At 54.2% G+C, this 21,347-nt stretch carries 21 protein-coding genes, 1 tRNA gene and 1 pseudogene; 6 read left to right on the forward strand and 17 right to left on the reverse strand.

The features are described 5' to 3' along the window. Window positions 1–236: 236 nt before the first annotated feature. The 3 genes and pseudogenes from ACR0CZ_RS04990 to ACR0CZ_RS05000 form a co-directional block, all read right to left on the reverse strand. Entirely contained in the window at window positions 237–1,073 is an 837-nt protein-coding gene (locus ACR0CZ_RS04990) for a TauD/TfdA family dioxygenase (protein ID WP_170392715.1), read from the reverse strand. A gap of 505 nt (window positions 1,074–1,578) precedes the next feature. Then, window positions 1,579–2,247, reverse strand: a complete 669-nt coding sequence (locus ACR0CZ_RS04995; protein WP_480537080.1) for a LysR substrate-binding domain-containing protein — start codon at window positions 2,245–2,247, stop codon at window positions 1,579–1,581. A 57-nt stretch (window positions 2,248–2,304) separates the two neighbouring features. After that, window positions 2,305–2,481: pseudogene (locus ACR0CZ_RS05000) on the reverse strand (helix-turn-helix domain-containing protein); the annotation flags it as partial. 181 nt (window positions 2,482–2,662) lie between these two features. On the opposite strand from ACR0CZ_RS05000, the gene ugpB reads away from it, so the two are divergent. The 5 genes from ugpB (at window position 2,663) to ACR0CZ_RS05025 (ending at window position 7,779) form a co-directional block, all read left to right on the forward strand. Next, complete coding sequence (ugpB, locus tag ACR0CZ_RS05005) at window positions 2,663–3,973, forward strand: sn-glycerol-3-phosphate ABC transporter substrate-binding protein UgpB (protein WP_170392713.1); 1,311 nt, start codon at window positions 2,663–2,665, stop codon at window positions 3,971–3,973. A gap of 61 nt (window positions 3,974–4,034) precedes the next feature. Further along, on the forward strand, window positions 4,035–4,916 hold the full coding sequence (ugpA, locus tag ACR0CZ_RS05010; protein ID WP_170392712.1) for a sn-glycerol-3-phosphate ABC transporter permease UgpA: 882 nt from the start codon (window positions 4,035–4,037) through the stop codon (window positions 4,914–4,916). Window positions 4,917–4,936: 20 nt separating this feature from the next. Beyond that, window positions 4,937–5,773: a sn-glycerol-3-phosphate ABC transporter permease UgpE gene (gene ugpE / locus ACR0CZ_RS05015; RefSeq protein WP_170392936.1), complete on the forward strand. Its 837-nt coding sequence runs from the start codon at window positions 4,937–4,939 to the stop codon at window positions 5,771–5,773. A gap of 3 nt (window positions 5,774–5,776) precedes the next feature. Further along, complete coding sequence (gene ugpC, locus ACR0CZ_RS05020; protein ID WP_170392711.1) at window positions 5,777–6,832, forward strand: sn-glycerol-3-phosphate ABC transporter ATP-binding protein UgpC; 1,056 nt, start codon at window positions 5,777–5,779, stop codon at window positions 6,830–6,832. Then, entirely contained in the window at window positions 6,832–7,779 is a 948-nt protein-coding gene (locus ACR0CZ_RS05025) for a glycerophosphodiester phosphodiesterase family protein (RefSeq protein WP_480503632.1), read from the forward strand. The genes ugpC and ACR0CZ_RS05025 overlap by 1 nt, the downstream gene beginning before the upstream one ends. Before the next feature lie 431 nt (window positions 7,780–8,210). Here ACR0CZ_RS05025 and ACR0CZ_RS05030 read toward each other — a convergent pair whose 3' ends face one another. The 8 genes from ACR0CZ_RS05030 to ACR0CZ_RS05065 all read right to left on the reverse strand — a co-directional run bounded on the left by ACR0CZ_RS05030 (window position 8,211) and on the right by ACR0CZ_RS05065 (window position 16,766). Continuing rightward, the gene (locus tag ACR0CZ_RS05030; protein WP_170392710.1) at window positions 8,211–8,819 is read right to left on the reverse strand and encodes a histidine phosphatase family protein; all 609 of its coding nucleotides are present in this window, start codon (window positions 8,817–8,819) and stop codon (window positions 8,211–8,213) included. A gap of 417 nt (window positions 8,820–9,236) precedes the next feature. Then, the gene (locus ACR0CZ_RS05035; protein ID WP_480537040.1) at window positions 9,237–10,736 is read right to left on the reverse strand and encodes a mannitol dehydrogenase family protein; all 1,500 of its coding nucleotides are present in this window, start codon (window positions 10,734–10,736) and stop codon (window positions 9,237–9,239) included. Beyond that, complete coding sequence (locus tag ACR0CZ_RS05040; RefSeq protein WP_170392708.1) at window positions 10,736–11,509, reverse strand: L-iditol 2-dehydrogenase; 774 nt, start codon at window positions 11,507–11,509, stop codon at window positions 10,736–10,738. Before ACR0CZ_RS05040 ends, ACR0CZ_RS05035 begins: the two co-directional genes overlap by 1 nt. Continuing rightward, on the reverse strand, window positions 11,506–12,510 hold the full coding sequence (locus tag ACR0CZ_RS05045) for an ABC transporter ATP-binding protein (protein WP_170392707.1): 1,005 nt from the start codon (window positions 12,508–12,510) through the stop codon (window positions 11,506–11,508). The genes ACR0CZ_RS05040 and ACR0CZ_RS05045 overlap by 4 nt, the downstream gene beginning before the upstream one ends. An 11-nt stretch (window positions 12,511–12,521) precedes the next feature. Then, on the reverse strand, window positions 12,522–13,352 hold the full coding sequence (locus ACR0CZ_RS05050) for a carbohydrate ABC transporter permease (protein ID WP_010443328.1): 831 nt from the start codon (window positions 13,350–13,352) through the stop codon (window positions 12,522–12,524). A gap of 12 nt (window positions 13,353–13,364) precedes the next feature. After that, on the reverse strand, window positions 13,365–14,231 hold the full coding sequence (locus ACR0CZ_RS05055; RefSeq protein WP_170392706.1) for a carbohydrate ABC transporter permease: 867 nt from the start codon (window positions 14,229–14,231) through the stop codon (window positions 13,365–13,367). Between the two features lie 109 nt (window positions 14,232–14,340). Further along, complete coding sequence (locus ACR0CZ_RS05060; RefSeq protein ID WP_170392705.1) at window positions 14,341–15,645, reverse strand: ABC transporter substrate-binding protein; 1,305 nt, start codon at window positions 15,643–15,645, stop codon at window positions 14,341–14,343. Window positions 15,646–15,740: 95 nt separating this feature from the next. Next, entirely contained in the window at window positions 15,741–16,766 is a 1,026-nt protein-coding gene (locus ACR0CZ_RS05065; protein ID WP_170392704.1) for a LacI family DNA-binding transcriptional regulator, read from the reverse strand. A gap of 121 nt (window positions 16,767–16,887) precedes the next feature. Between ACR0CZ_RS05065 and xylB the strand changes: the two genes are divergently transcribed. Beyond that, window positions 16,888–18,324 (forward strand): xylulokinase, encoded by a 1,437-nt coding sequence (xylB, locus tag ACR0CZ_RS05070; RefSeq protein WP_170465160.1) that lies wholly within the window; start codon window positions 16,888–16,890, stop codon window positions 18,322–18,324. A 489-nt stretch (window positions 18,325–18,813) separates the two neighbouring features. Here xylB and ACR0CZ_RS05075 read toward each other — a convergent pair whose 3' ends face one another. The 6 genes from ACR0CZ_RS05075 to infA form a co-directional block, all read right to left on the reverse strand. Then, complete coding sequence (locus tag ACR0CZ_RS05075) at window positions 18,814–18,948, reverse strand: hypothetical protein (RefSeq protein ID WP_480537039.1); 135 nt, start codon at window positions 18,946–18,948, stop codon at window positions 18,814–18,816. Window positions 18,949–19,151: 203 nt separating this feature from the next. Continuing rightward, window positions 19,152–19,226 (reverse strand) — tRNA-Phe (locus ACR0CZ_RS05080). A 79-nt stretch (window positions 19,227–19,305) separates the two neighbouring features. Next, window positions 19,306–19,488 carry a DNA gyrase inhibitor YacG gene (locus tag ACR0CZ_RS05085; RefSeq protein WP_170392703.1) on the reverse strand — a complete coding sequence of 61 codons (183 nt, stop codon included), beginning with the start codon at window positions 19,486–19,488 and terminating at the stop codon, window positions 19,306–19,308. Beyond that, window positions 19,485–20,507: a ribonuclease E/G gene (locus tag ACR0CZ_RS05090; protein ID WP_170392702.1), complete on the reverse strand. Its 1,023-nt coding sequence runs from the start codon at window positions 20,505–20,507 to the stop codon at window positions 19,485–19,487. Before ACR0CZ_RS05090 ends, ACR0CZ_RS05085 begins: the two co-directional genes overlap by 4 nt. Next, complete coding sequence (locus ACR0CZ_RS05095; protein WP_170392701.1) at window positions 20,504–21,082, reverse strand: Maf family protein; 579 nt, start codon at window positions 21,080–21,082, stop codon at window positions 20,504–20,506. The genes ACR0CZ_RS05090 and ACR0CZ_RS05095 overlap by 4 nt, the downstream gene beginning before the upstream one ends. Before the next feature lie 10 nt (window positions 21,083–21,092). Continuing rightward, a complete protein-coding gene (infA, locus tag ACR0CZ_RS05100) occupies window positions 21,093–21,311 on the reverse strand; it encodes a translation initiation factor IF-1 (RefSeq protein WP_005978431.1) in 219 nt (72 codons plus the stop codon). Window positions 21,312–21,347 lie beyond the last annotated feature (36 nt).

The raw sequence follows: 21,347 nt of genomic DNA on the forward strand, positions 1-21,347 counted from the left end.
CGGCGTCTGTTACTATGGGGAACCTGATTGGGACAGCTCCCCGCTGCTGATTGCGGTTCAGCAACAACTTGTCCTTCCGGGCGCAAACACCAAAATCGAGAACAGCCCGAACCCACCATTTGCTTGAGGTTGCCATTGTGACGGTTGGGTCCGTCAAATCAGGCATTCGCGACATTGGCAATTTAATGGTCCGAACTCACACCATAGGCAATTTTGCGCACCCTCGGGGCTGTATTCTATATCGGCTGAATGGCGGAAACAGCTGAGCCTTCCACAGTTACTCGATGCATCAGGCGTCGAAATCCGTGATAGTCGTTGATGGCCTTGTGCCATGTCGCTCGGTTGTCCCACATGGTGATGTCTCCAGTCCGCCATCGGACGCGGCATTGGAATTCAGGTTGTTTGCAATGTTCATAGAGCATGGCAAGGATTGCATCGGACTCCTCACGGGAGAGGCCCTCGATATGCGTGGTAAACACCGGGTTCACGAATAATCCGCGACGCCCACTCAAGGGATGCGTGATGACTACTGGGTGGCGTGCGTCTTGAACGGCGTTTTCTGCGTTGCTCAGACGCCCGCTCGTTGCAGCCTCGCTTTCTTGCGCAGCTGCACCAAAGACGTGCCGCGATGAATGAATGGCTGTAAGCCCATGCAGAAATTGGCGCACCGGCACGGACAGTGCGTCATAGGCTGCGCCCATTGAAACAAAAAGCGTGTCCCCGCCGTATGGCGGCATTTCGATGGCATGGAGAATAGAACCCATGGCGGGTTCTTGATCGTACGAATGGTCGGTATGCCATCCTTCGCCGACCGCTTCTCTTTGATCCTTTTCCTTAAGCACCATGGCGATCTCAGGATGGCCATCGACAGGTCTGAAGAATCGATTGACATTGATCGGACCGAAGCGACGGGCAAATTCCAGGTGATCGTCTGGGCTGACCTGCTGATCTCTGACGACGATCACAGAGTACTTTGCAAACGCGGCGTGAATATCTTCAAACTGGGTACTGTCGCGGATGTCAGCATCCATGATCTCAGCTCCCAAACCGCCTGTCAGTGGTCTTATGTCCATTATTCTGCTCCTTGCTCTAGTGGCGGAAGTTTAAGGGTGGCCAATGATCGGAGAAACTGAACTATCTGGACACAGTTTTGTTGGTGCTGCGTAAAACCTGCATCTGAACTGGCTCGATCATTTCGTGTACAGTGCGCTGGTTCAGCATAAGTGCGTTTGCGTTGTTCAAACTTAACCTTCGATAACATCGGTCCCCGCATTTCGATCAACCTGCACTACGGATAAGCCTGCCTCTTACTGCAGCGCTAGCACGTTGGTCAGACGAATGCTATTTGCGCGGTCAAATGGATTTTGGCGAGCAAGGATTAGGAAGCTTGCAATTGATGCTCCTTTGCGAAATTTATGGCTGTTTCACTGATCATGGCTGAATGGTGTGTATCGCTTTGGCGCTGGATCCGGATGATGCCCAGAGGTCTCAAAACTCTGATGTTTCTTATGCAGAGATGGGTAGGTGATTTGTCGGCAGCGCAAAGGCTCTTTCATGTGCCGTAGTTTTTTGACGGGCTCATTGGGCTTTGAACGGTTTTAAGCTTTCTTGAAACTGTTCGATGAATTCGAGTGTCACCAGTGACGGTTGTTTCAATATTGGGCGCACAAGCGATAGTGTATGTGGAAGCAATGGCTTGAAGGGCCTATAGCACAATCCACGCGTTGAATACTGGACGGCGTCCAACTCGCTTACCACGGAAACTCCGACACCTTTTAGTGCCAACTCACAAGCTGCGGTGAACTGCCTGACTTCGATGTGGGAATTCAACTCTACGTTGGCGCTCTGAAACGCTTTGGAAAGCCGCACAAAAAAGTCGCTGTCGCGTCGTGTATGGATAATTTTAGCATCTGTAATATCCGCTGGTGTCACCTCAGAGAGGCTTTCCAATTCATGTCCGGTGGGAAACACACAAACTGTGCGGACATTGATGTTTCTGCTTTCAACGGCCGGGTGACCGTTAAAGCTGTCAGTGATCCCGAAATCATACTGCTCACCTATCATCCACTCGAGAATCCGTTCCGGTCGGTCTGGTTCAATCGTCAGGGTGACGCCGGGCCGATCCTGCAAAAACTTGGCGACGACATCGGGAAGATGACTTGTGGCGAACCCCGGTAAGCAAGCGACGCGGATGTGACCCGCTTTGCGCTGTGTGATGTCCTGACTGACATCCGAGATTTGCTTCATCAATTCCAGAACGCGCTCTACGCTGGGTTGCAGATATCGTACCTCCTGCGAGGGCACCAAGCGACCTTCGCGGCGATCAAAAAGCTGAAAGCCAAGTGATTTTTCCAAATCAGAAAGCAGTCTGCTGACTGCGGGCTGACTTATCCCAAGATCCGTTGCCGCAGCAGTGACCGACCCATTGGTGGAAACGGCCATGAGCGCTTCCAATTGCCGGATCCGCAAAGTTTGACTCATATTTTGAACCTGGTTCGTTGTTTCCCTGGTTGGTTTATAATGTAATGTTATGTTTTTCTCAAAAATTAAATGCTTGAATTATAAAATTGTAACGTTAACGTCGTGAAATCGTCATGTGTGCTGATTACGCGTTGCGGTCGGTATTCAACGAAGCATCAACCCCTGATGCATGGGAGGAATCATGAAAAAGAATTTTCTAGGCGCTCTCGCCTTAACAACTGCTCTGTCGCCGGTGGCGGCTATGGCGCAAACCGAAATTCAGTTCTGGCATGCCTTCACCGGTCGACTAGGCGATCTTGTGAAGGCTCAGGTTGAAGAGTTCAATGCCAGCCAAGATGAGTTCACTGTAGTAGAAAGCCATAAAGGCAACTATTCGGAAACCTTGAATGCGGGTATTGCTGCTTTCCGAGCAGGTGAACAACCACATATCCTGATGGTTTTCGAAGTAGGCACGGCAACGATGATGTCGGCCGAAGGGGCTATCAAACCCGTGTATGAAGTGATGGCTGAAAGCGGTGCATCATTCGATCCTGATGCCTACATTGGTGCCGTCAAAGGCTACTATACGACCACTGACGGGGACATGCTGTCGCTGCCCTTCAACTCGTCCACACCCGTTCTCTGGGTCAATCGCGATGCTATGGAAGCGGCGGGTGTTGACCCTGACACGGATTTGTCGACCTGGGAAAAGGTTGGTGACGTTCTTGACCAGCTTAAGGCTGGGGGTGAAGACTGTCCGCTGGTCACTGCTTGGCAAAGCTGGATCCACCTTGAGAACCTTTCGGCCTATCACGACGTCCCATTCGCATCGAAGGACAATGGATTTGCCGGTCTTGACACCGAGCTGATGTTGAACGGACCGACGCAGGTAGCACACCTGACCGCGATGGGTGACTGGGCAAAAGATGGCAAATTCATTTATACCGGCCGCAGAAACGAAGGTGGCGCGAACTTCCGGGCAGGTGAATGCGCACTATTCACCGAAAGTTCGGCAGGTTATGCCGGCATTAGCTCTGAGGCTGAGTTCGAATTCGACGTGCGCCCATTGCCCTATTGGGAGGCGGTCGTAAGCGAGCCGCAAAACACCATTATTGGTGGCGCTTCGCTTTGGGTGATGGAGGGTCACGATCCTGAAGAATACAAAGGTGTCGGTGAATTCCTGAGCTTCCTTTCGTCTTCGGACGTTCAGGCGAACTGGCATCAGAACACAGGGTATCTTCCAATCACCGCCGAAGCTGGCGTCGCGACCCGAAATGCTGGTTTCTATGAAGAAAACCCAGGTACTGACATTGCTGTCATACAGATGACCGCCAAAGAGCCGACTGCGAATTCGAAGGGTCTGCGTCTGGGGTCGTTTGACCAGATTCGCGGCATAATCGACGAAGAGCTCGAGGCTGTCTGGTCCGGTGAAAAGACCGCTCAGGAAGCAATGGACAGTGCGAAAGAACGCGGCGATGCCCTGCTGCGCCGGTTCGAGTCTGCCAATCAATAAGTCCTAATTTGATGCGGGCCTGTTTCGGGCCCGCATCTTCTTTATTCGGTGGTTTATCGGGATGGAAAAACGCGTCACCTTTCGCGGCTGGCTTCTGCCATTGGCGCTGATTGCCCCGCAGGTCATCATCTCCGCTGTCTTCTTCTTCTATCCGGCCGGGCAGGCGGTGTGGCAGTCCCTGTTCATTCCTGACCCATTTGGGCTGTCGTCCCAATTTGTTGGATTGGGTAACTTTGAATTCCTGCTGAGCGATAAATTCTACCGTGCTTCTTTCGTGACGACGGCGGTGTTTTCAACGCTCGTAACACTGTGTTCAATGATCCCGGCGTTGTTTCTGGCGGTCATAGCGGACCGCCTGATCAAAGGATCGGGTGTTTACCGGACGCTGCTGATCTGGCCCTATGCCGTTGCCCCCGCGGTTGCAGGCGTGCTGTGGCTGTTCATGTTCAACACACGCGTTGGTGTCGTGTCGTGGTACCTCGGCCAGCTTGGTTATGACTGGAACCACGTTCTGAACGGCACCGAGGCCATGGGCCTGGTGGTTCTAGCCTCAGCCTGGGGGCGTATCAGCTATAACTTCTTGTTCTTCTTCGCAGCGCTGCAGTCGGTCCCAAGATCGGTGATCGAGGCTGCGGCAATTGACGGCGCGCGCTTCTGGCGCCGGTTCTTCACAATCGTGCTGCCGCTTTTGTCACCAACCGCGTTCTTCCTGTTGGTGGTGAATGTTGTCTACGCATTCTTTGAGACCTTTGGCGTCATCCACACGATCACTGGCGGTGGCCCACAGCAGGCGACGACCATTCTAGTTTACAAAGTCTTCTCGGATGGGTTCGTTGGACAAGATCTCGGTTCGTCCTCCGCTCAGTCCGTTATCCTGCTTATTGTCGTTGGTCTGCTGACCGTCATCCAATTCAAATACGTGGAAAAAAGGGTGCACTACTGATGGCAGCCCAACAACACGGAATGGTCGAAAAACGTGGCATGGGGATCTGGTTGACCCATGCCATGATGATCCTTGGCGTCTTAATCATATTTTTCCCGATCTGGCTGGCGTTCGTGGCATCGACTGTGACCCAGCCGGAAATCGTTTCGCCGCCCATGCCCATTCTTCCCGGCGATCAATTCTGGGAAAACTATAAGGCCGCTCTGTTCTCCGGCGTGAACGTTCCAGTCGCCACAATGTTGTTCAACAGTCTTGTGATGGCCATCGGAATCGCAGTGGGCAAGATCATAATTTCGCTGCTGTCAGCTTTTGCGATCGTCTATTTCCGTTTTCCCGGGCGAACGACATTCTTTTGGCTGATCTTCCTGACGCTGATGCTTCCGGTCGAGGTTCGTATTGTGCCGACGTTCGAAGTTGTCGCCGGGTTCGGCATGCTCAACAGCTACTATGGGCTGATCTTCCCCTTAATCGCCTCGGCCACGGCAACGTTCCTGTTCCGGCAGTTCTTTCTGACGATCCCGGATGAACTGGCCGAAGCTGCACGCGTCGATGGTGCCCGCCCGATGCGGTTCTTCATTGATATCGTGGTCCCCATGAGCCGAACGAATATCGCGGCGCTATTCGTGATCCTTTTTATCTACGGGTGGAATCAATATCTCTGGCCGCTGCTCATCACTACCGATCCTGAAATGAACACCATCGTGATGGGTATCAAACAGATGTTCCCATCCGGCGACGACGTAGCTGAATGGCCGGTCATCATGGCCACTTCGATTTTGGCAATGATCCCGCCGGTCATCGTAGTGGTGTCTATGCAAAAGCTCTTTGTCCGCGGCCTTGTCGATAGCGAGAAATAAGAAATGGCAACAGTAAACTTAGAGAATGTCAAAAAGAGCTTTGGCCCGACGGACGTTATCCATGGCATCGACATAGATATTGCGGACGGTGAATTCATTGTGATTGTTGGCCCTTCGGGCTGCGGAAAATCCACGCTTTTGCGAATGGTTGCGGGCCTTGAAACCGTAACGTCCGGTGAAATCCGGATTGGAGAAGAACGAGCCAACGACAAAGAGCCGATGGATCGCGATATCGCGATGGTTTTCCAGAATTATGCGCTCTACCCACATATGTCGGTGCGCCAGAACATGGGGTATGGGCTAAAAATCGCGGGGCTTCCAAAAAACCAGATTGACCAGAAGGTGACCGAGGCCGCCAAACTGTTGCAGCTGGAAGCTTTGTTGGACCGCAAACCCCGGCAGCTTTCAGGCGGTCAACGCCAAAGGGTGGCAATGGGGCGGGCAATTGTTCGCGAGCCGGCGGTTTTCCTGTTTGATGAACCACTCTCAAATCTTGATGCCAAGCTGCGTGTTCAGATGCGTTTAGAAATTCGCGAGCTTCAGGAAAAGCTTGGAATTACATCGCTTTACGTGACTCACGATCAGGTCGAAGCGATGACGATGGCAGACAGGATGATCGTGATGAACGGAGGCATCGCTGAGCAGATTGGGACGCCATTGGAGGTATATGAAACACCAGGAACCCTTTTCGCGGCTCAGTTTATTGGTAGCCCTGCAATGAATATCTTTGATGCTCAGCGTGAAAACGGAACGGTTAAGATAGGGGGCTTAGAGATTGGCCCATCCACGGGGCCTGATACCCCACTAAAGCTTGGAATCCGACCAGAGCATCTGTTTCTGGACGACAATGGTCCGTTGGAAGCCGCTATTCAGATGGCGGAACCGCTAGGCGCAAACACCTTATTGCATGGCCAGCTCACGGATGCAGGCGACGCGATTACGATTAGTCTTCCGGGTGTCCACCCAATCGAAGGCCGGCATCCGAGCATGCGGTTCTCAGTTGCCTCAGAGCACATGCATCTGTTTGACCATTCATCCGGCAAGAGGTTGGAAGGCTGATGGTCTTTCCACAGGTTGAAGCCTTTCGTGGTGGCAAAAACCTGATCCGGGTTGTGGGGCATCGAGGTGCGCGGGGTGTGCTGCCCGAAAACAGTATGATTGGCTTTGACTTTTTGCTCTCTATCGGCGTCCCGCTGCTTGAGTTTGATGTTGTCCTGACGGCCGATGACGTACCGGTCATAACCCACAACCATCGGCTGCACGCTCCCAGCTTTCGTGACGCAAATGGCCTGTTTCTGACCGGAGAAGAGCCGAAGGTCTCGTCATTGACGTTCGAGCAAATCCAGCAATTTGACATCGGGCGGTTGGATGGTCATTCGTCTTATGGCCAACGGTTTCCGGACCAGGCTCAACTGGATGGCATCCGTGTTCCAAAGTTGCAGGATTTGCTGGATCTGGTTGATGATCCAAAATACGGCGATGCCTATCTGATGCTCGAACTGAAGTCGGATCCGGATTTGGCTCACGATGCGCTTTATAGGAAGAAATTTGTCGGGCGGGTTCTTCAAGAAGTACGTGACAAAGGATTGTCTTCGCGCGCGGTGCTCCACAGTTTTGATTGGAACCTGTTGGAGGAGTGTCAGCGGCAGGCTCCTGACATGCCGTCTTCCTACCTGACGCAGCTTCCGGAAAACGCGGCGGATGTTGGTGAGGATTCCTCGAAAGCGGTTTGCCCTGACTTTCGTGGTCGTCGTGATGAAATTCCAAATTTGGTCAAGCAAGCTGGCGGTTCGCTTTGGTGCCCATACTACACGGATGTAACGGCTGAAAATGTGGCGCGCGCAAAAGAACTGGGCCTATGTGTTGCCGTATGGACGGTCAATTCGCACGAAGAAATAGGCAGAATGATCGACCTGCGCGTGGATGCAATTGTATCTGATTATCCTGGGCGGGTTCAAAGGCATCTGTCGGATTTGGGCGTGAGGTGGAGTGTCGATTGCCGGTGAGCACCGCGCCACAAAAGCTGACGCCGTTCATGTTCTTTTCAGTTGCAGTTGGGAAGGATCAGACACATCAACTAGCCTAAATTTGCAAAAGAACCATCGTCTAAAGCACCGTGCAATTGTTAGGTAGCCGCATTGGATCATGCCGAAAGGCTGGCCAATGGATGCGATTAAGATCCGTGTGCAGCAGAAATTGCTTCGCTTGGAGAGGTCGGCGTGAACAGTGTGTTACACTAACAAAAAAACATACCGAGAAAAACAAATCTATCCTTGAAGTGGCGCATTCAACTACAGGGGCGCAGTTTGTGAAAACTCAGTGTCGTATTGAATTTGCGGTGAATGAGCCGATATCCCCCGCTTCATCGAGATAATAATTTGGACCTGCAACCAACGGAAAACCGGATACTCGGGACAAATGCCCAATCAACGAAGCTTTAGTGTTCAATGTAGGCTGAATGTCCGTCTTGCAACCTGATGAAGCCGTCTTGAGGTTCGTTCAATTCAAATACCTCTTGTGCGGATAGGCCCAGGAAGATTCCTCGAAACACGCGGGATGTTAATCCGTGGCCAACAATTATCACTGTTCCTTCGAACGAGCTGCTCGAATACCATGAGGAAACACGATTGTGCACGTCAGCATAGGACTCTCCACCCGGGGGTGGATAATTCCAGCGATCAGAGCATCGCGCTTCCCATTCCTTGGGAAACTGTCGAGTGATCTCTTTTTCAGTCAATCCTTCCCATTGCCCGAAACTGCATTCCACCAAACTGGTCTCGTACTCGATGATTTCTGGCGGCAGACCTAGTTCCTTGATCACGATTGATGCTGTCTGTGCAGCTCGGCCGAGCGGGCTCGAAAATATTGAAAGCGAATGATCGAAAGAAAGGCGGCTTCGTAGTTTACTTGCGTTTGCCAATGCTTGACGAATGCCTCGGTCGGTCAGGGGCGAGTCCCGACGTCCTTGCCTCCGTTTTTGGGAGTTCCATTCGGTCTCGCCGTGACGAAGCAAATAGAAGGTTGGGCTGATGTTCTGGTCTCGCACTTGTTGACTACTTTATTCATCGACGCAAAGCGAAGTAATTCTGATTTTTAGTTTAAGCAGTGTCTCGTCTAAGCGGGCAACTATTGTCGAAAAAAGCAACCAATCCTCTGGTTGACACAATTGATAACACGAATGAAGGGCCGCTACACGACCTGTGCGTTAAATGAGGCGTCGCTCATTTTGATCCTTTAAGGGCTCTCCGCCGACTTGGTTTGCGCTTAAATTCGATGACAACTTCTCGGATGCGTGGACATGATGGAAGAACTTATAGGCGAAAATCGCAAAACTTGCGCGTAGTGGGTATTGGGGTCGTATCAAAATCAACGGCTTCGCTAAGGCCGGATGGCTGAATACTGTGTCGCTCGATATTCGTATCGGCGACTGACCCTGCTCTGCAAAGCGCGTTCAGAAAAGGGCTCAACTGCGATTGATATATTCCGCGATAGCTGCCCGACTGCCGTGTTTCCAGATCGTAGTTAGCCAGAAGGCAAAAGCTCTGGGAAAGCCTGCGCCGAGGGCGCAAGCATCGCTATAGTGTTGCTGGCCGACCCAGAGTTCTGGATCGTCTTTGGAAGCCAGCGAAGCTTTCTGTAGACTCTCCCATTGGGGGTCATTGGGGGCGATTTCGGAGCCATCTTCACGGTATCCTGCACACATCCGGCACCAGAAAGCTTCGGCCAGCGCGAGCCCGCTTATGGAAGAGCCTGCCGCAAGTGCATCACGAAGTGACGGCAGCAAGAACCCGGGGTGTCGCGCCGATCCATCGAAAGCAACCCGGCGCGTCGTGTCGTGAATGGCCGTATTTGCAAATCGCGTCTCAACCTGCTCAAGGTATTCATTTGCAGTCGCTCCGGGGACGGCTGCGACATGAGGCAGAATTTCTTCTTCTTGGACCTTTCTGAAAAACGCCAGGATATCCCGGTCCTGCATGCAATCCGAAATTGTCGGGACATTAAGTATTTCGCCGACATTAGCAAGCAACTGGTGACCGCCGTTCAAAATGCGCAGTTTCATCGTCTCATAGCTTTGGACATCACGGGTCAGCGTGACGCCAACCTGTTCAAGGGGTGGGCGCCCGGCGCAGAAATCGTCCTCGATCACCCATTGGCGATAGTTCTCGTGCGATACGGGTGCTTGGTCATCGACGCCAAGTGCGTGGCATTGTGATATCACTTGGTCTGTTGTAGCAGGCACGATGCAATCCACCATTGAATTGGGGAATGCGCCGTTCTGGTCTATCCAGTCGGCCAGAGCAGGGTCAGACAGGCGTGCTAGACCGACAACGCAGTTCCTCAGGATAACGCCATTATCCGAAAGGTTATCGCAGCTCAGCGCGGTGAAGGGTTTGATGCCCTGCGCCCTGCGCTGCTTGAGCGCCGCAATGATCGCACCGAAGGCCGTGCGCGGCTGGTTTGGATTTGCTGCATCATGAAGAATTTCTTGGTGATCTGTGTCGAGGGCACCCGTGTTGGCATCTCGGTAATATCCACCTTCGGTCACTGTCAGAGACACAATCTTGATGGAAGGCTCGGACATCTTGCGGATCAACGCTGCATTGCCGGCCTCGACCGGAAGATAATCGATCATCGGACCAATTACCTCGGCGGACATCCCTTTCGGGTCCAGTTCGATCAATGTCGTCAAGCAGTCCTGCGCCAGCAGACGCCCTCGCATCTCGGAATCGTAGCTTCGCAAACCGGCTCCGATGATTGCCCAGTCGTGGGCCTGACCTTGCTGCATCAACTGGTGGATATACCAAGCCTGATGCGCGCGGTGAAAATTCCCGAGACCGATATGGACAATGCCGGGCGTCAGGTCCGAGCACCTGTAAGATGGGGTCCTGACAGTTGTCGGCAGGTTTGAAAGGTTATCTCGCCTTAGATGTACTGCAGGATTTGCGTTTGCCACAGGGTTCATCAGCTCATCCAGTTTCCGCCATCGACGTTATATGTCTGGGCGACAATGTACCTGGCTTCGTCAGAGGCCAGAAACACCGCCATCCCGGTCAGATCCTCTGCGCGACCCATCCGCCCATAGGGAACAGCTGCCGCCACTTCGCGTTTCTTTTGGCCGAGCGGTTTATCTTCATGTTTTGCAAAGAACGCATCAACGCCGTCCCAATGCTCGCCATCAACAACACCCGGAGCAATTGCGTTCACGTTGATCCCATGAGCGATCAGGTTCAGCCCTGCCGATTGGGTCAGCGATATGATCGCCGCCTTGCTGGCGCAGTAAACTGCGACCAAAGGTTCCCCCCTTCGCCCAGCCTGAGATGCCATGTTGATGATCCGACCTTTGGTCCCGTGCTCGATCATGTGCCGGGCGACCGCTTGCATCGTGAACAAAGCACCCGAGACGTTGATGTCAAAAACGCGGTTGTAGTCTTCCCGCTCAATCTCAACGATTGGGGCGGCGGTGAAGATTGCCGCATTGTTGATCAGAATGTCGATAGGGCCGAAATGTGTAGCGGCTCTTGCGACGGCCTCATCTATGCTTTGTTGGTTTGTCACGTCCATCTCGATGGCGAATGCAACCTGACCCAATTCTGCGGCGGCGTCTTTCGCACGCTGGATGTCGATGTCGGCGATGGCAACACGCGCGCCTTCTGCAACATAAGCTTTGGCAAAGGCCAATCCGATGCCTCGCGCAGCCCCGGTGATCAGGGCGGTTTTGCCTGCCAAGCGTGTCATTCGATCCGCAAGCCTTTCGCGTCAAACCGATGGATGACATCTGCACGCGGTGTCAGGTGAATTCGATCCCCATGGCGGAAGCCGACCTCACCATCTGCGCGGACGGTAATGGTTTCGGCCAGGCCGGTCTCGTGGACGTGAAAAAAGGTGTCCGATCCCAAGTGTTCTGAAACGCTGACGATCCCGGACCATTCACCTTCAGTTTCCGAAACCGCGATGTGTTCCGGGCGAATACCGATTGTTTGTGCACCGTGTTTCGCCGCCTCTGGTCCTTCGATGAAGTTCATTTTGGGCGAGCCGATGAACCCTGCAACAAACAAGTTGCGCGGCGTCCGATATAATTCAAGCGGGCTGCCGACCTGTTCGATCACACCGGCCTGAAGCACGACGATCTTGTCGGCCATTGTCATGGCTTCAACCTGATCGTGCGTCACGTAAATCATCGTTGTCGCCAGACGTTCGTGCAGTTCGCTGATCTCTAGCCGCATGCCGACGCGCAGCGCCGCGTCTAGGTTTGAAAGGGGCTCGTCGAACAGGAATGCCGCGGGCTCACGAACAATGGCGCGACCAATGGCAACGCGCTGGCGTTGCCCACCGGAAAGCTGTCCCGGGCGGCGGTCGAGATAATCGCTCAGGTTCAGGACGCTTGCCGCGCCTTCGACTCGCTTGTCGATTTCGGCCTGATCCAGCTTGGCCATACGCAAGGGAAAGGCGATGTTCTTGCGCACACTCATATGCGGGTACAAAGCATAAGACTGGAACACCATTGCCAGACCACGTTTGGCGGGCGGTACGTCGGTTGCATCCGCGCCATCAATGTCGATGGAGCCCGAAGTGATGTCCTCTAGCCCAGCAATGAGCCGCAACAGCGTGGACTTGCCACAACCAGAGGGCCCGACGAAGACGGTGAATTCACCGTCCTCGATAGTCAAATCTAGTGGTGGAATGACCTCTACGTCACCGAAGCTTTTGGTCACTGACTTGAGTTGGATACGTCCCATAGTCGTCTTCCTTATTTCACAGCGCCGAAAGTCAGGCCGCGGACAAGTTGTTTCTGGCTGAACCAGCCAAGGATGAGGATTGGTGCGATCGCCATGGTCGATGCCGCGCTGAGCTTGGCGAAGAACAGGCCTTCGGGGCTGGAATAGCTGGCGATGAATGCGGTAAGCGGCGCTGCGTCAACGGCAGTCAGGTTGAGCGTCCAGAATGCCTCGTTCCAGGCAAGAATGAAGTTCAGTAGCACGGTCGAGGCGATGCCGGGCACGGCCATGGGTGTCAACACATAGAGGATTTCTTCTTTCAGCGTGGCACCATCCATCCGGGCGGCTTCCAGAATCTCACCGGGGATTTCACGGAAATAGGTGTAAAGCATCCAGACGATGATCGGCAGGTTGATCAGCATCAGCACCACGACCAGCCCTCCGCGCGTGTCCAGTAGACCCAACCGGATGAACAGCAGATAGATCGGGTAGAGAACACCCACCGCGGGCAGCATCTTGGTGGACAGCATCCACAGCAGGATGTCCTTGGTACGCTTGGACGGCACGAAGGCCATGGCCCATGCTGCGGGCACTGCGATGATCACGCCCAGAATGGTTGATCCACCTGCGATGATCACCGAATTCCACAGGAACCGCATGTAATCCGAGCGTTCCTGTACGATTGCATAGTTCTCGAGCGTCCAATCGAAGTTCAGGAACAGCGGTGGGCTGGCGATCGCCTGAGCCTCGGTTTTGAAGCTGGTCAGGATCGTCCAGAGGATCGGGAAAAAGATCAGCAGACCAACGGCCCAGGCAAGGGCGGTGTTCAGCGATTTACGACGGGATGTGACGGCGCGGGCCATGGTCGTTCCTCCTCACGCGTCCAGGTTTTTGCCGACGATGCGCATCAGGAAGATGGCAACGATATTGGCAAGGATGATGGCGTAGACACCTCCGGCTGATCCAAGGCCGACATTCTGGCTTTCCAGCACGCGCTGGAATATCAGGTAGGTGAGGGTTCGGGTGCCGAAGGCGCCGCCGGTGGTCACGAAGATTTCGGCGAAGATCGACAGAAGAAAGATCGTCTGGATCAGGATCACGATGGTTATCGCGCGGCTCAGATGTGGCAGGACGATGTGATAAAAGCGTTTCAGGACTGGCGCACCATCCATTTCGGCTGCTTCCAGCTGTTCACTGTCCAGTGACTGAATTGCGGTCAGCAGGATCAGTGTCGCGAAGGGTAGCCACTGCCATGAGACGATCATGATGATCGAAGTCATCGAGGCCTCGGATAGCCATGAGATCGGCTCGGCCCCGAAAAAGCGCCATAGATGGGCCAGCAACCCATTCACAGGATCCATGAACATGTTCTTCCACACCAACGCAGACACCGTGGGCATGACAAAGAAGGGAGCGATCACGAGGATACGGACAACGCCCTGACCCCACATGGGTTGATCCAGCAGCATCGCTAGTAGAATGCCTAGAATTACGGTGATCACCAAGACGCCGCCTACGATCATCAACGTCGCTTGCACCGCGGGCCAGAAGGAGCTGGACGAGACGAACCGGACATAGTTGTCGAACCCGACCCAGCCCAAGTCGCCACCGCGAAGGGGCAGATACTTCTTGAAGGAAAAATACAGCGTCATCGTCAGGGGCACGAGCATCCAGCCAAGTAGCAGGACCACTGCGGGTGCCATCATCAGGCGCGCGACGGATCGGGAATGTTGAGTTGCCATGACGCAAACCCTCTCTGTTCAGGCATAACCAAAGCCTGCGAGAAAAACGCGAGTTGTGGAAGGGTAGAGCGGGGGGCAGACCTCTGCCCGCCCGCCGGGGAGGGATGCCTCAGTAGCCTGCGGCTTCCATTTCTTCGGTGGTGAAGGCCTGCGCTTTGGCGAGTGCTTCGTCCACTGACTGCTGTCCGGCATAAACTGCCGAGAACTCCTGACTTACTTGCGTAGCGATACCGGCAAACTCGGGGATCGCGACGAACTGGATACCCGTGTATGGCGTCGGCTGTGCGCAGCAATTCTGTGGATCGGCCATCAGGATCGACTCTAAGGTCATGTTCGCAAAGGGAACTTCCTTGTAGTTCGGGTTCTCATAGAGCGAGGTTCGCGCGCCCGGCGGCACATTGGCCCAGCCTTCATTTTCGGCCACCAACTCAATGTAGTCTTTCGAGGTCGCCCATTCGATGAATTGCTTTGCCGCGTCCTCTTGCTGCGTGCCCGCTGGGATCGCTAGCGCCCAGGCCCACAACCAATTGGCGCGTTTATCTACGCCTTCCGAGTTCGGTGCCAGTGCAAAACCAACCTTGTCTGCCACTGTCGAGTCGTCAGGGTTGGTCACGAAGGACGCCGCGACGGTTGCGTCGATCCACATGCCACACTTGCCCTGCTGGAACAGCGACAGGTTTTCATTGAACCCATTGGTGGCGAAGCCCGCCGGGCCAGATTCATTCATCATGTCGACGAAGAAAGTGAGCGCTTCTTTCCATTCCGGCTGATCGAACTGGGGCTTCCAATCCTCGTCAAACCAGCGTGCGCCGAAGGAATTGCCTGTCACGGTGATAAAGGCGCCGCCTTCACCCCAACCAGCCTTGCCACGTAGGCAGATGCCGTTGATGTCATTGTCCCGATCCGTCATCGCAGCGGCAGCTTCGCGGATGAATTGCCAGGTCGGCGCGTCGGGCATTTCAAGGCCGGCCTGTTCCATCAGGTCAGTGCGGTACATGATCATCGAGCTTTCACCATAGAATGGCGCTGCGTACAGCGTCCCTTCATGGCTTAGGCCCCCCGCCATTGCGGGCAGAATGTCCCCGACATCGTAGTCTTCGGACAAACCATCCAGCGGAACCAACCAGCCATTCGCGCCCCAGATGGGCGTCTCGTACATGCCGATGGTCATGATGTCGAACTGACCGCCCTTGGTCGTGATGTCGGTGGTGACGCGCTGACGCAGCACGTTCTCTTCCAGCGTTACCCATTCGACGTCGATACCGGTCGCTTCGGTGAATTTGTCAGTATAGCCCTGCATCCGGATCATGTCGCCATTATTCACGGTGGCGATCGTGATGGATTGCGCGTGGGCTGCGGCCGTAGCGACGAATGTCAATGCAGTCGCCGCGCGAAGTGCGTGCTTCAGATACATCCCTGTCCTCCCTGAGCTTGGATGTCGTGCAGAGAGCGTAGAGTGTAAATTGTCGCGCCGTCAATAAAAACTTTACGCGCGTTAAAATTATCGAGCTATGCCGAATTCCTTAATACGAGCCGCGCAGGGAAAAGGGTTTCTGTTCGCGCCTCAAATTCTCCCCCGTTTTCAATGAGTTCGAACAGCGTTTCGACACTTCTTCCGGCTACGTTGTCGTAGTCATGCGCAGCTGTGGTCAGAGAAGGGCAGGTGAATTTTGCGAACGGATGATCGTCATTTGAGGCCACGCGCAGCGTGCAATCGTTCTTGCGTCCGACCCGAATCCCCTGTTCGTAACAGGCCGCAAGAAAGCCAATTGCCAGTCGGTCATTGCTGCATAGAACTGAATTCGTCCTCAATTGACGCTCGTCCAGAACTTTCAACGCGCCCCGGTGACCGATTTCTTCAAATGCCCAGCCTATGCCGTCGACTTTGATGATATGAGGCTCAAACCCGAGACGCTCCATCACCTCAACATAAGCTTTTCGACGTTTGTTGGCGTTCGGATTCGCAGGCGTACGCATTTCAAAGAAAGATGGCGGTTCGCCCGTGCGGGTCATGTATTCGACCGTTTGTGACACAAAACTGAAATTGTCCGATCCAACAAAGGCAGCCCCCAAACCATCCAGGTTACTGTCAAACAAGACCGTTGGCACGTTGGCACAGAATTTCTCGATCGCGGATCGGTCCGAGATACGCCCCAAAGGGGCTAGCAAAACTCCGGCGGGTTTCAGGGATTGCAGGCCGTCCAGAATTTCGTTCTCGAGCTTTTGCTCGCCATGTGAGCTGAAGAGAGACGGTCGATAGCCCGCCGCGATGCAGGATTGTTCCAGATACCGTGCGATTTCTGCAAAGAAAGGGTCAGACAAATAGGGTACGACGATGCCGATATTCTTGGTCAGCTTTCGGTTCTGGTTCACCGCATAAATGTTAGGGCGGTAATCAAACCGTTCGAGCGCTTCTTCGATGCGCGCCCTTGTCGTCGGGCGAACACTTTCGGGATCATGGAAATATTTGGATACTGTGGGCCGCGAAATGCCGCTGAGGGCTGCGAACTCTTCCATGTTCTTAATCTTGGTCATGCTAGTCTGCCTGCGGATCATAGCCGCCTTGATCTTATCGTATCTTTACATATTCTTTGCGCGCGCTAAAAAATCAATAGCCAGACGGTCTCCGAGTAGTCGAATTGGGCGAGGGGTTTGAATGTATCTCGGGATCGATATCGGAACTTCGACTGTCAAGCTTGCGTACGCGGATAGGGACCGGATTCTCGCGACATCTTCGGTGGGGATACAGACATCTTCACCCCAACCCGGCTGGTCTGAGCAGCACCCGGACCTTTGGTGGAAGGCGACAGTAGACGCTTTGAACCAACTTGTGGGCCGAATTGAGTTGTCCGAAATCAAGGCCGTCGGATTGTCCGGTCAAATGCATGGTGCCGTTTTGCTGGACTGCGATCTGCGTCCGATCCGCCCGGCGATCCTTTGGAATGACAGCAGATCAGCACGCGAGTGTGATGAACTGCGTGCGGTCGAACCACAGATTGGACAGATTGCGGGTGTCCTGCCCTTGCCAGGCTTTACCGCACCTAAGATTGCATGGCTTAGACAACATGAGCCCGAACATTACGGTCGACTTGCCCATATCCTGCTGCTCAAAGACTATATCGGCTTATGTCTGCATGGAGAATTGGCAACCGATACGTCCGATGCGGCCGGAACAATGTGGCTTGATCAGGCGTTGCGCAAATGGAATGCCGCTGTCACCGAAGCCACATTTGTAAAGCCCGACTGGTTACCGCCAGTATTCGACGGTCAAACGGTTGTTGGGAAAGTGACCGCACGTGCTGCGGCAGAGACAAGGCTGAAACCCGGTATTCCCGTCGTGACCGGAGGAGGGGACGCGGCAACAGGGGCGGTGTCATTGGGTGCTACCGAGCCAGGGCGTGGGTTCATCTCACTTGGGACATCCGGTCAGCTATTTGCGGCTAATCGAAGTTATAAGCCTAACCCTGAAAGCTATGTTCATGCTTTTGCACACACGCTGCCCGATCGTTGGTATCAAATGGCTGCGATGCTGAACGGGGCAAGGCCCATTTCATGGATTGGGGATCAGTTGGGGCTGACTTCTACCGAAGTTGTCGCGCTTGCTGAAACGGTCAACGGTGATCGCGTTCCGATTTTTCTGCCCTATCTGACGGGTGAACGCAGCCCGCACGGAGACCCACGTATTCGGGCCAGTTTCTTTGGACTGGAGGATTCAACAACACGTGCTGACATCTGCCGCTCTGTAGTTGAGGCAATTGCGTTTAGCTTTGCCGATGCAGCGCTCAGTTTTGGTGACACAATTGACGACCTGCCCGAATTGGCCGCCATAGGAGGCGGCAGCCGATCAGAATTGTTGCTTGGTTTGATCGCAACGGTGATTGGAAAACCCATTGTACGATCTGATGGGGCGGATTCCGGTCCGGCATATGGCGCATCCCGGCTGGCGGCGTGTGGTCTCGGCGCGTTGACGAAAGCTGATTTGGCATATCAGCCGCCCACAACCGAAAGGTTTGAACCCACTGAAATGACTGCACTTTCCGAACGGTTGATGAAATTTCGCCGACTTTATTCTGCGGTTAAAGGTGTAAATTGATCGCACTAATAATCTTCAGTATTTAGATCGTCCCCCGCGCTAGATGGACCTGCGTTGGTGAAGCAATAGGCATGACATGGATCGACGTATGGGTGATAACTAGGTCTGAGAGGTGCAGATCATGCCTTCAATTTTCGGTAGGAATAGGTGCTGAGGATCTGAGTTTTGGGCTGAGCTATGGCTATCTTGACCACAATGAAATGCGTGATGTTAGCGACCCAGAGCCCCTCAGGAACAAATCTGCACCATTAAAGCAAGAGCGAAAGGGGTTGCGAAGCAAAAACTCGTTATCGGCATAGCCATAGATTAATCCATGTTTCTTGGCGGTTGTTGATAGATACTCGTGGCCTTCAATCTTGTGCTCAGGCGGTAGCACATACTCCCTACCTGCGCGATCCGCTTGCCGTGATTGGTAGTCTTTTCGGGCGCTCGGAAGAACTCTTTCCAACACTTTTGACTGCGAAGCATTTTTTCGATAGGCAGTTTCAATTACTCGACCGAAACGTGTTTCGCACCACAATCAGCGAATCCGCGAATTAGTTTTGCCGCGTCTTCTTCGTTGTCCGGTACAAGCGGCTGCAGCCTCGCCGAGACGGGAATCCCCAGCCTTACGAGTTCAGCCATCGCATTGAGTCGCTCGGAGACCGCCGGAAAGCAACACTTCTCTGCAGCTAGTGGTGATCGAGGTTCTTCGGGACCCGTCGTGTGAAGTAGAAGACCTCTGCATTCACAAATGAGAAGGGAACGGTTTTGTTCTCCAGCATGTACTACGCCCTTGATCAGCTCCGGTTAAAGCTGAAGGGAAACAGAAGTTTACCTGTTGGGAATGGTGCCCGGGGGCGGAATCGAACCACCGACACGAGGATTTTCAATCCACTGCTCTACCCCTGAGCTACCCGGGCACGGGAATGGCGTTTGCCATTGGGTGGAGGCCTTCTATGACTTGCCACAGGCAGTGTCCAGAGGCTTTTTGACATTTTTTCAATGCGGGCGAGACGTGGGGCTTTCGGTTGGTTGCGAGGTCGTCTCGGCGTCTTCTTCACGTTGCGATGGCACCGCATAAGAACCGTTTAGCCATTTTGCCAGATCGATATCCGCGCAGCGTTTGGAGCAGAATGGTCGAAAAGCCTGCTGGGTATCTTCTCCGCAGATCGGGCAGCTCATTTCAGAATCTCCGTCAATGGGATACGACCACGTTTGCGCTGTAGTTCGAAATGGCCAAGCGGGGTCCAACCGGCCAAAATCGTCTCGTCAGGATCGGACTTGAATGCCGACCGCAAGGCCGATTCGAAACCCCTCCGGTCTTTCTTGGGCATCGGTGCAAGGTCCAGAGTGATCTGCCCCCCCAACCCGCGCACGCGCAGGGCGCGCGGCAGGGCTTTGGCGCAGGCGAAGTTAGCTTTGGTTCCCGCCGCGAGAGATGTGTCGGCGCCGGTGTTCACATCCACCGCAACCAGCGCGCGGGTCGGTTGGATATAGAGGTGTCCTCCACCGGGAAGCGCTTCGGAAATCCCCTTTGTTGCATCGAGCGCATCAACGACACCGTGGTCCTCAAATCCGCCGGATGCGGTCACGACCTCGGCCGGGTCCGTCCAATCACGCCAGGCCAGGATATGCGGACCATCGCCCTCGCTCAGCAATTCTGGTTCACTGCCCGTATCAGCCAATACCTGCTCGGCAAGTACCAGCATGGCTGAGATATCTTCAGCGATTTCATCTGCATCCGCCGCCTGACAGCACGAGCGCAGGATCAGGCCGTGCGTGCTGTTTCCCATTTGCTCATGCGCGATTTCGAGAAGTTGGTCGCGCATATCTTCATCACGGATTCGGCGCGAGATGTTCAGGCCGGGCGCGTCAGGTGTCACGATCGCAAAGCGGCTTTTGAACAAAATACGATTCGAGACGGGTATGGCTTTGCCGGGCTCGGCATATCCAGTCACCTGCACCAGTAGCAAAGCACCGGGCGACAACCCTTTGACTTGCCTCAGAAAAGCCGGGCCGTCGGGTGTGGTGAGAAACATGCCGCCCTGACCTTTGACCGGGCGATCGGCGCGGGCGCGGTAGATCGTACCTGGCGCAGGGGCATCTGTGGCGATCAGGAAATCGTCGAGAACACCATCCACCATCAGAGCTGCAGCTTCGCGTCCCTGAATATGATCCAGAATGATGGTACGACCCTTCATGAAACCTCGCGATATAAGGGATAGCCGATGCCTTGCAGCAGTGCAGCAGTTTCGGACAGGGGTAGGCCGACAATACCGGTGAACGAGCCTGAAATCCACGGGATGAACGCACCGGCAGGACCTTGTATTGCATAGGCTCCGGCCTTGCCCTGCCAGTCATCCGTCGCAAGATAGGCATTGATTTCGCTGTCGGACAGACGTTTCACTTTTACCTGAGAAACCACATCACGCTGGAGGATTTTAGCCCCGCTCCGCACAGCGACCGAAGTGATCACCCGATGGCGTCGGCCGGACAGGGCGTGCAGAAACTCTGCAGCTTGTCCCGCGTCTTCGGGTTTGCCAAGAATGCGGCGACCCAGTGCGACCGTAGTGTCAGCACATAAGGTGATATCATCGCTATCAGCTTGAACAGCCTGAACTTTTTGCCGGGTAATGCGGCTGCAATAGGGGGCTGGCAGTTCGCCATTCAGCGGCGTTTCATCGATATCCGGCGGACGGATCGCATCGGGCCGAACGCCAAGCTGCGCCAGCAGGTCCAGCCGCCGCGGGCTGCCCGATCCGAGGATAAACGCCATGTACGAAGCGTTACTTGAAGCGATAGTTGATCCGACCCTTGGTCAGATCATATGGGGTCATTTCGACCTGAACTTTGTCGCCGGCCAGAACACGGATGCGGTTCTTGCGCATCTTGCCTGCCGTATGTGCGATGATCTCATGGCCGTTTTCCAGCTCGACCCGAAACGTCGCATTAGGCAGGAGTTCCTTCACGACACCGGGAAATTCGAGCGTATCTTCCTTGGCCATGTTGTCTCCATCATTAGGTTGCACCTGCAGAATCTG

Source organism: Ruegeria sp. H9 (assembly GCF_056532915.1).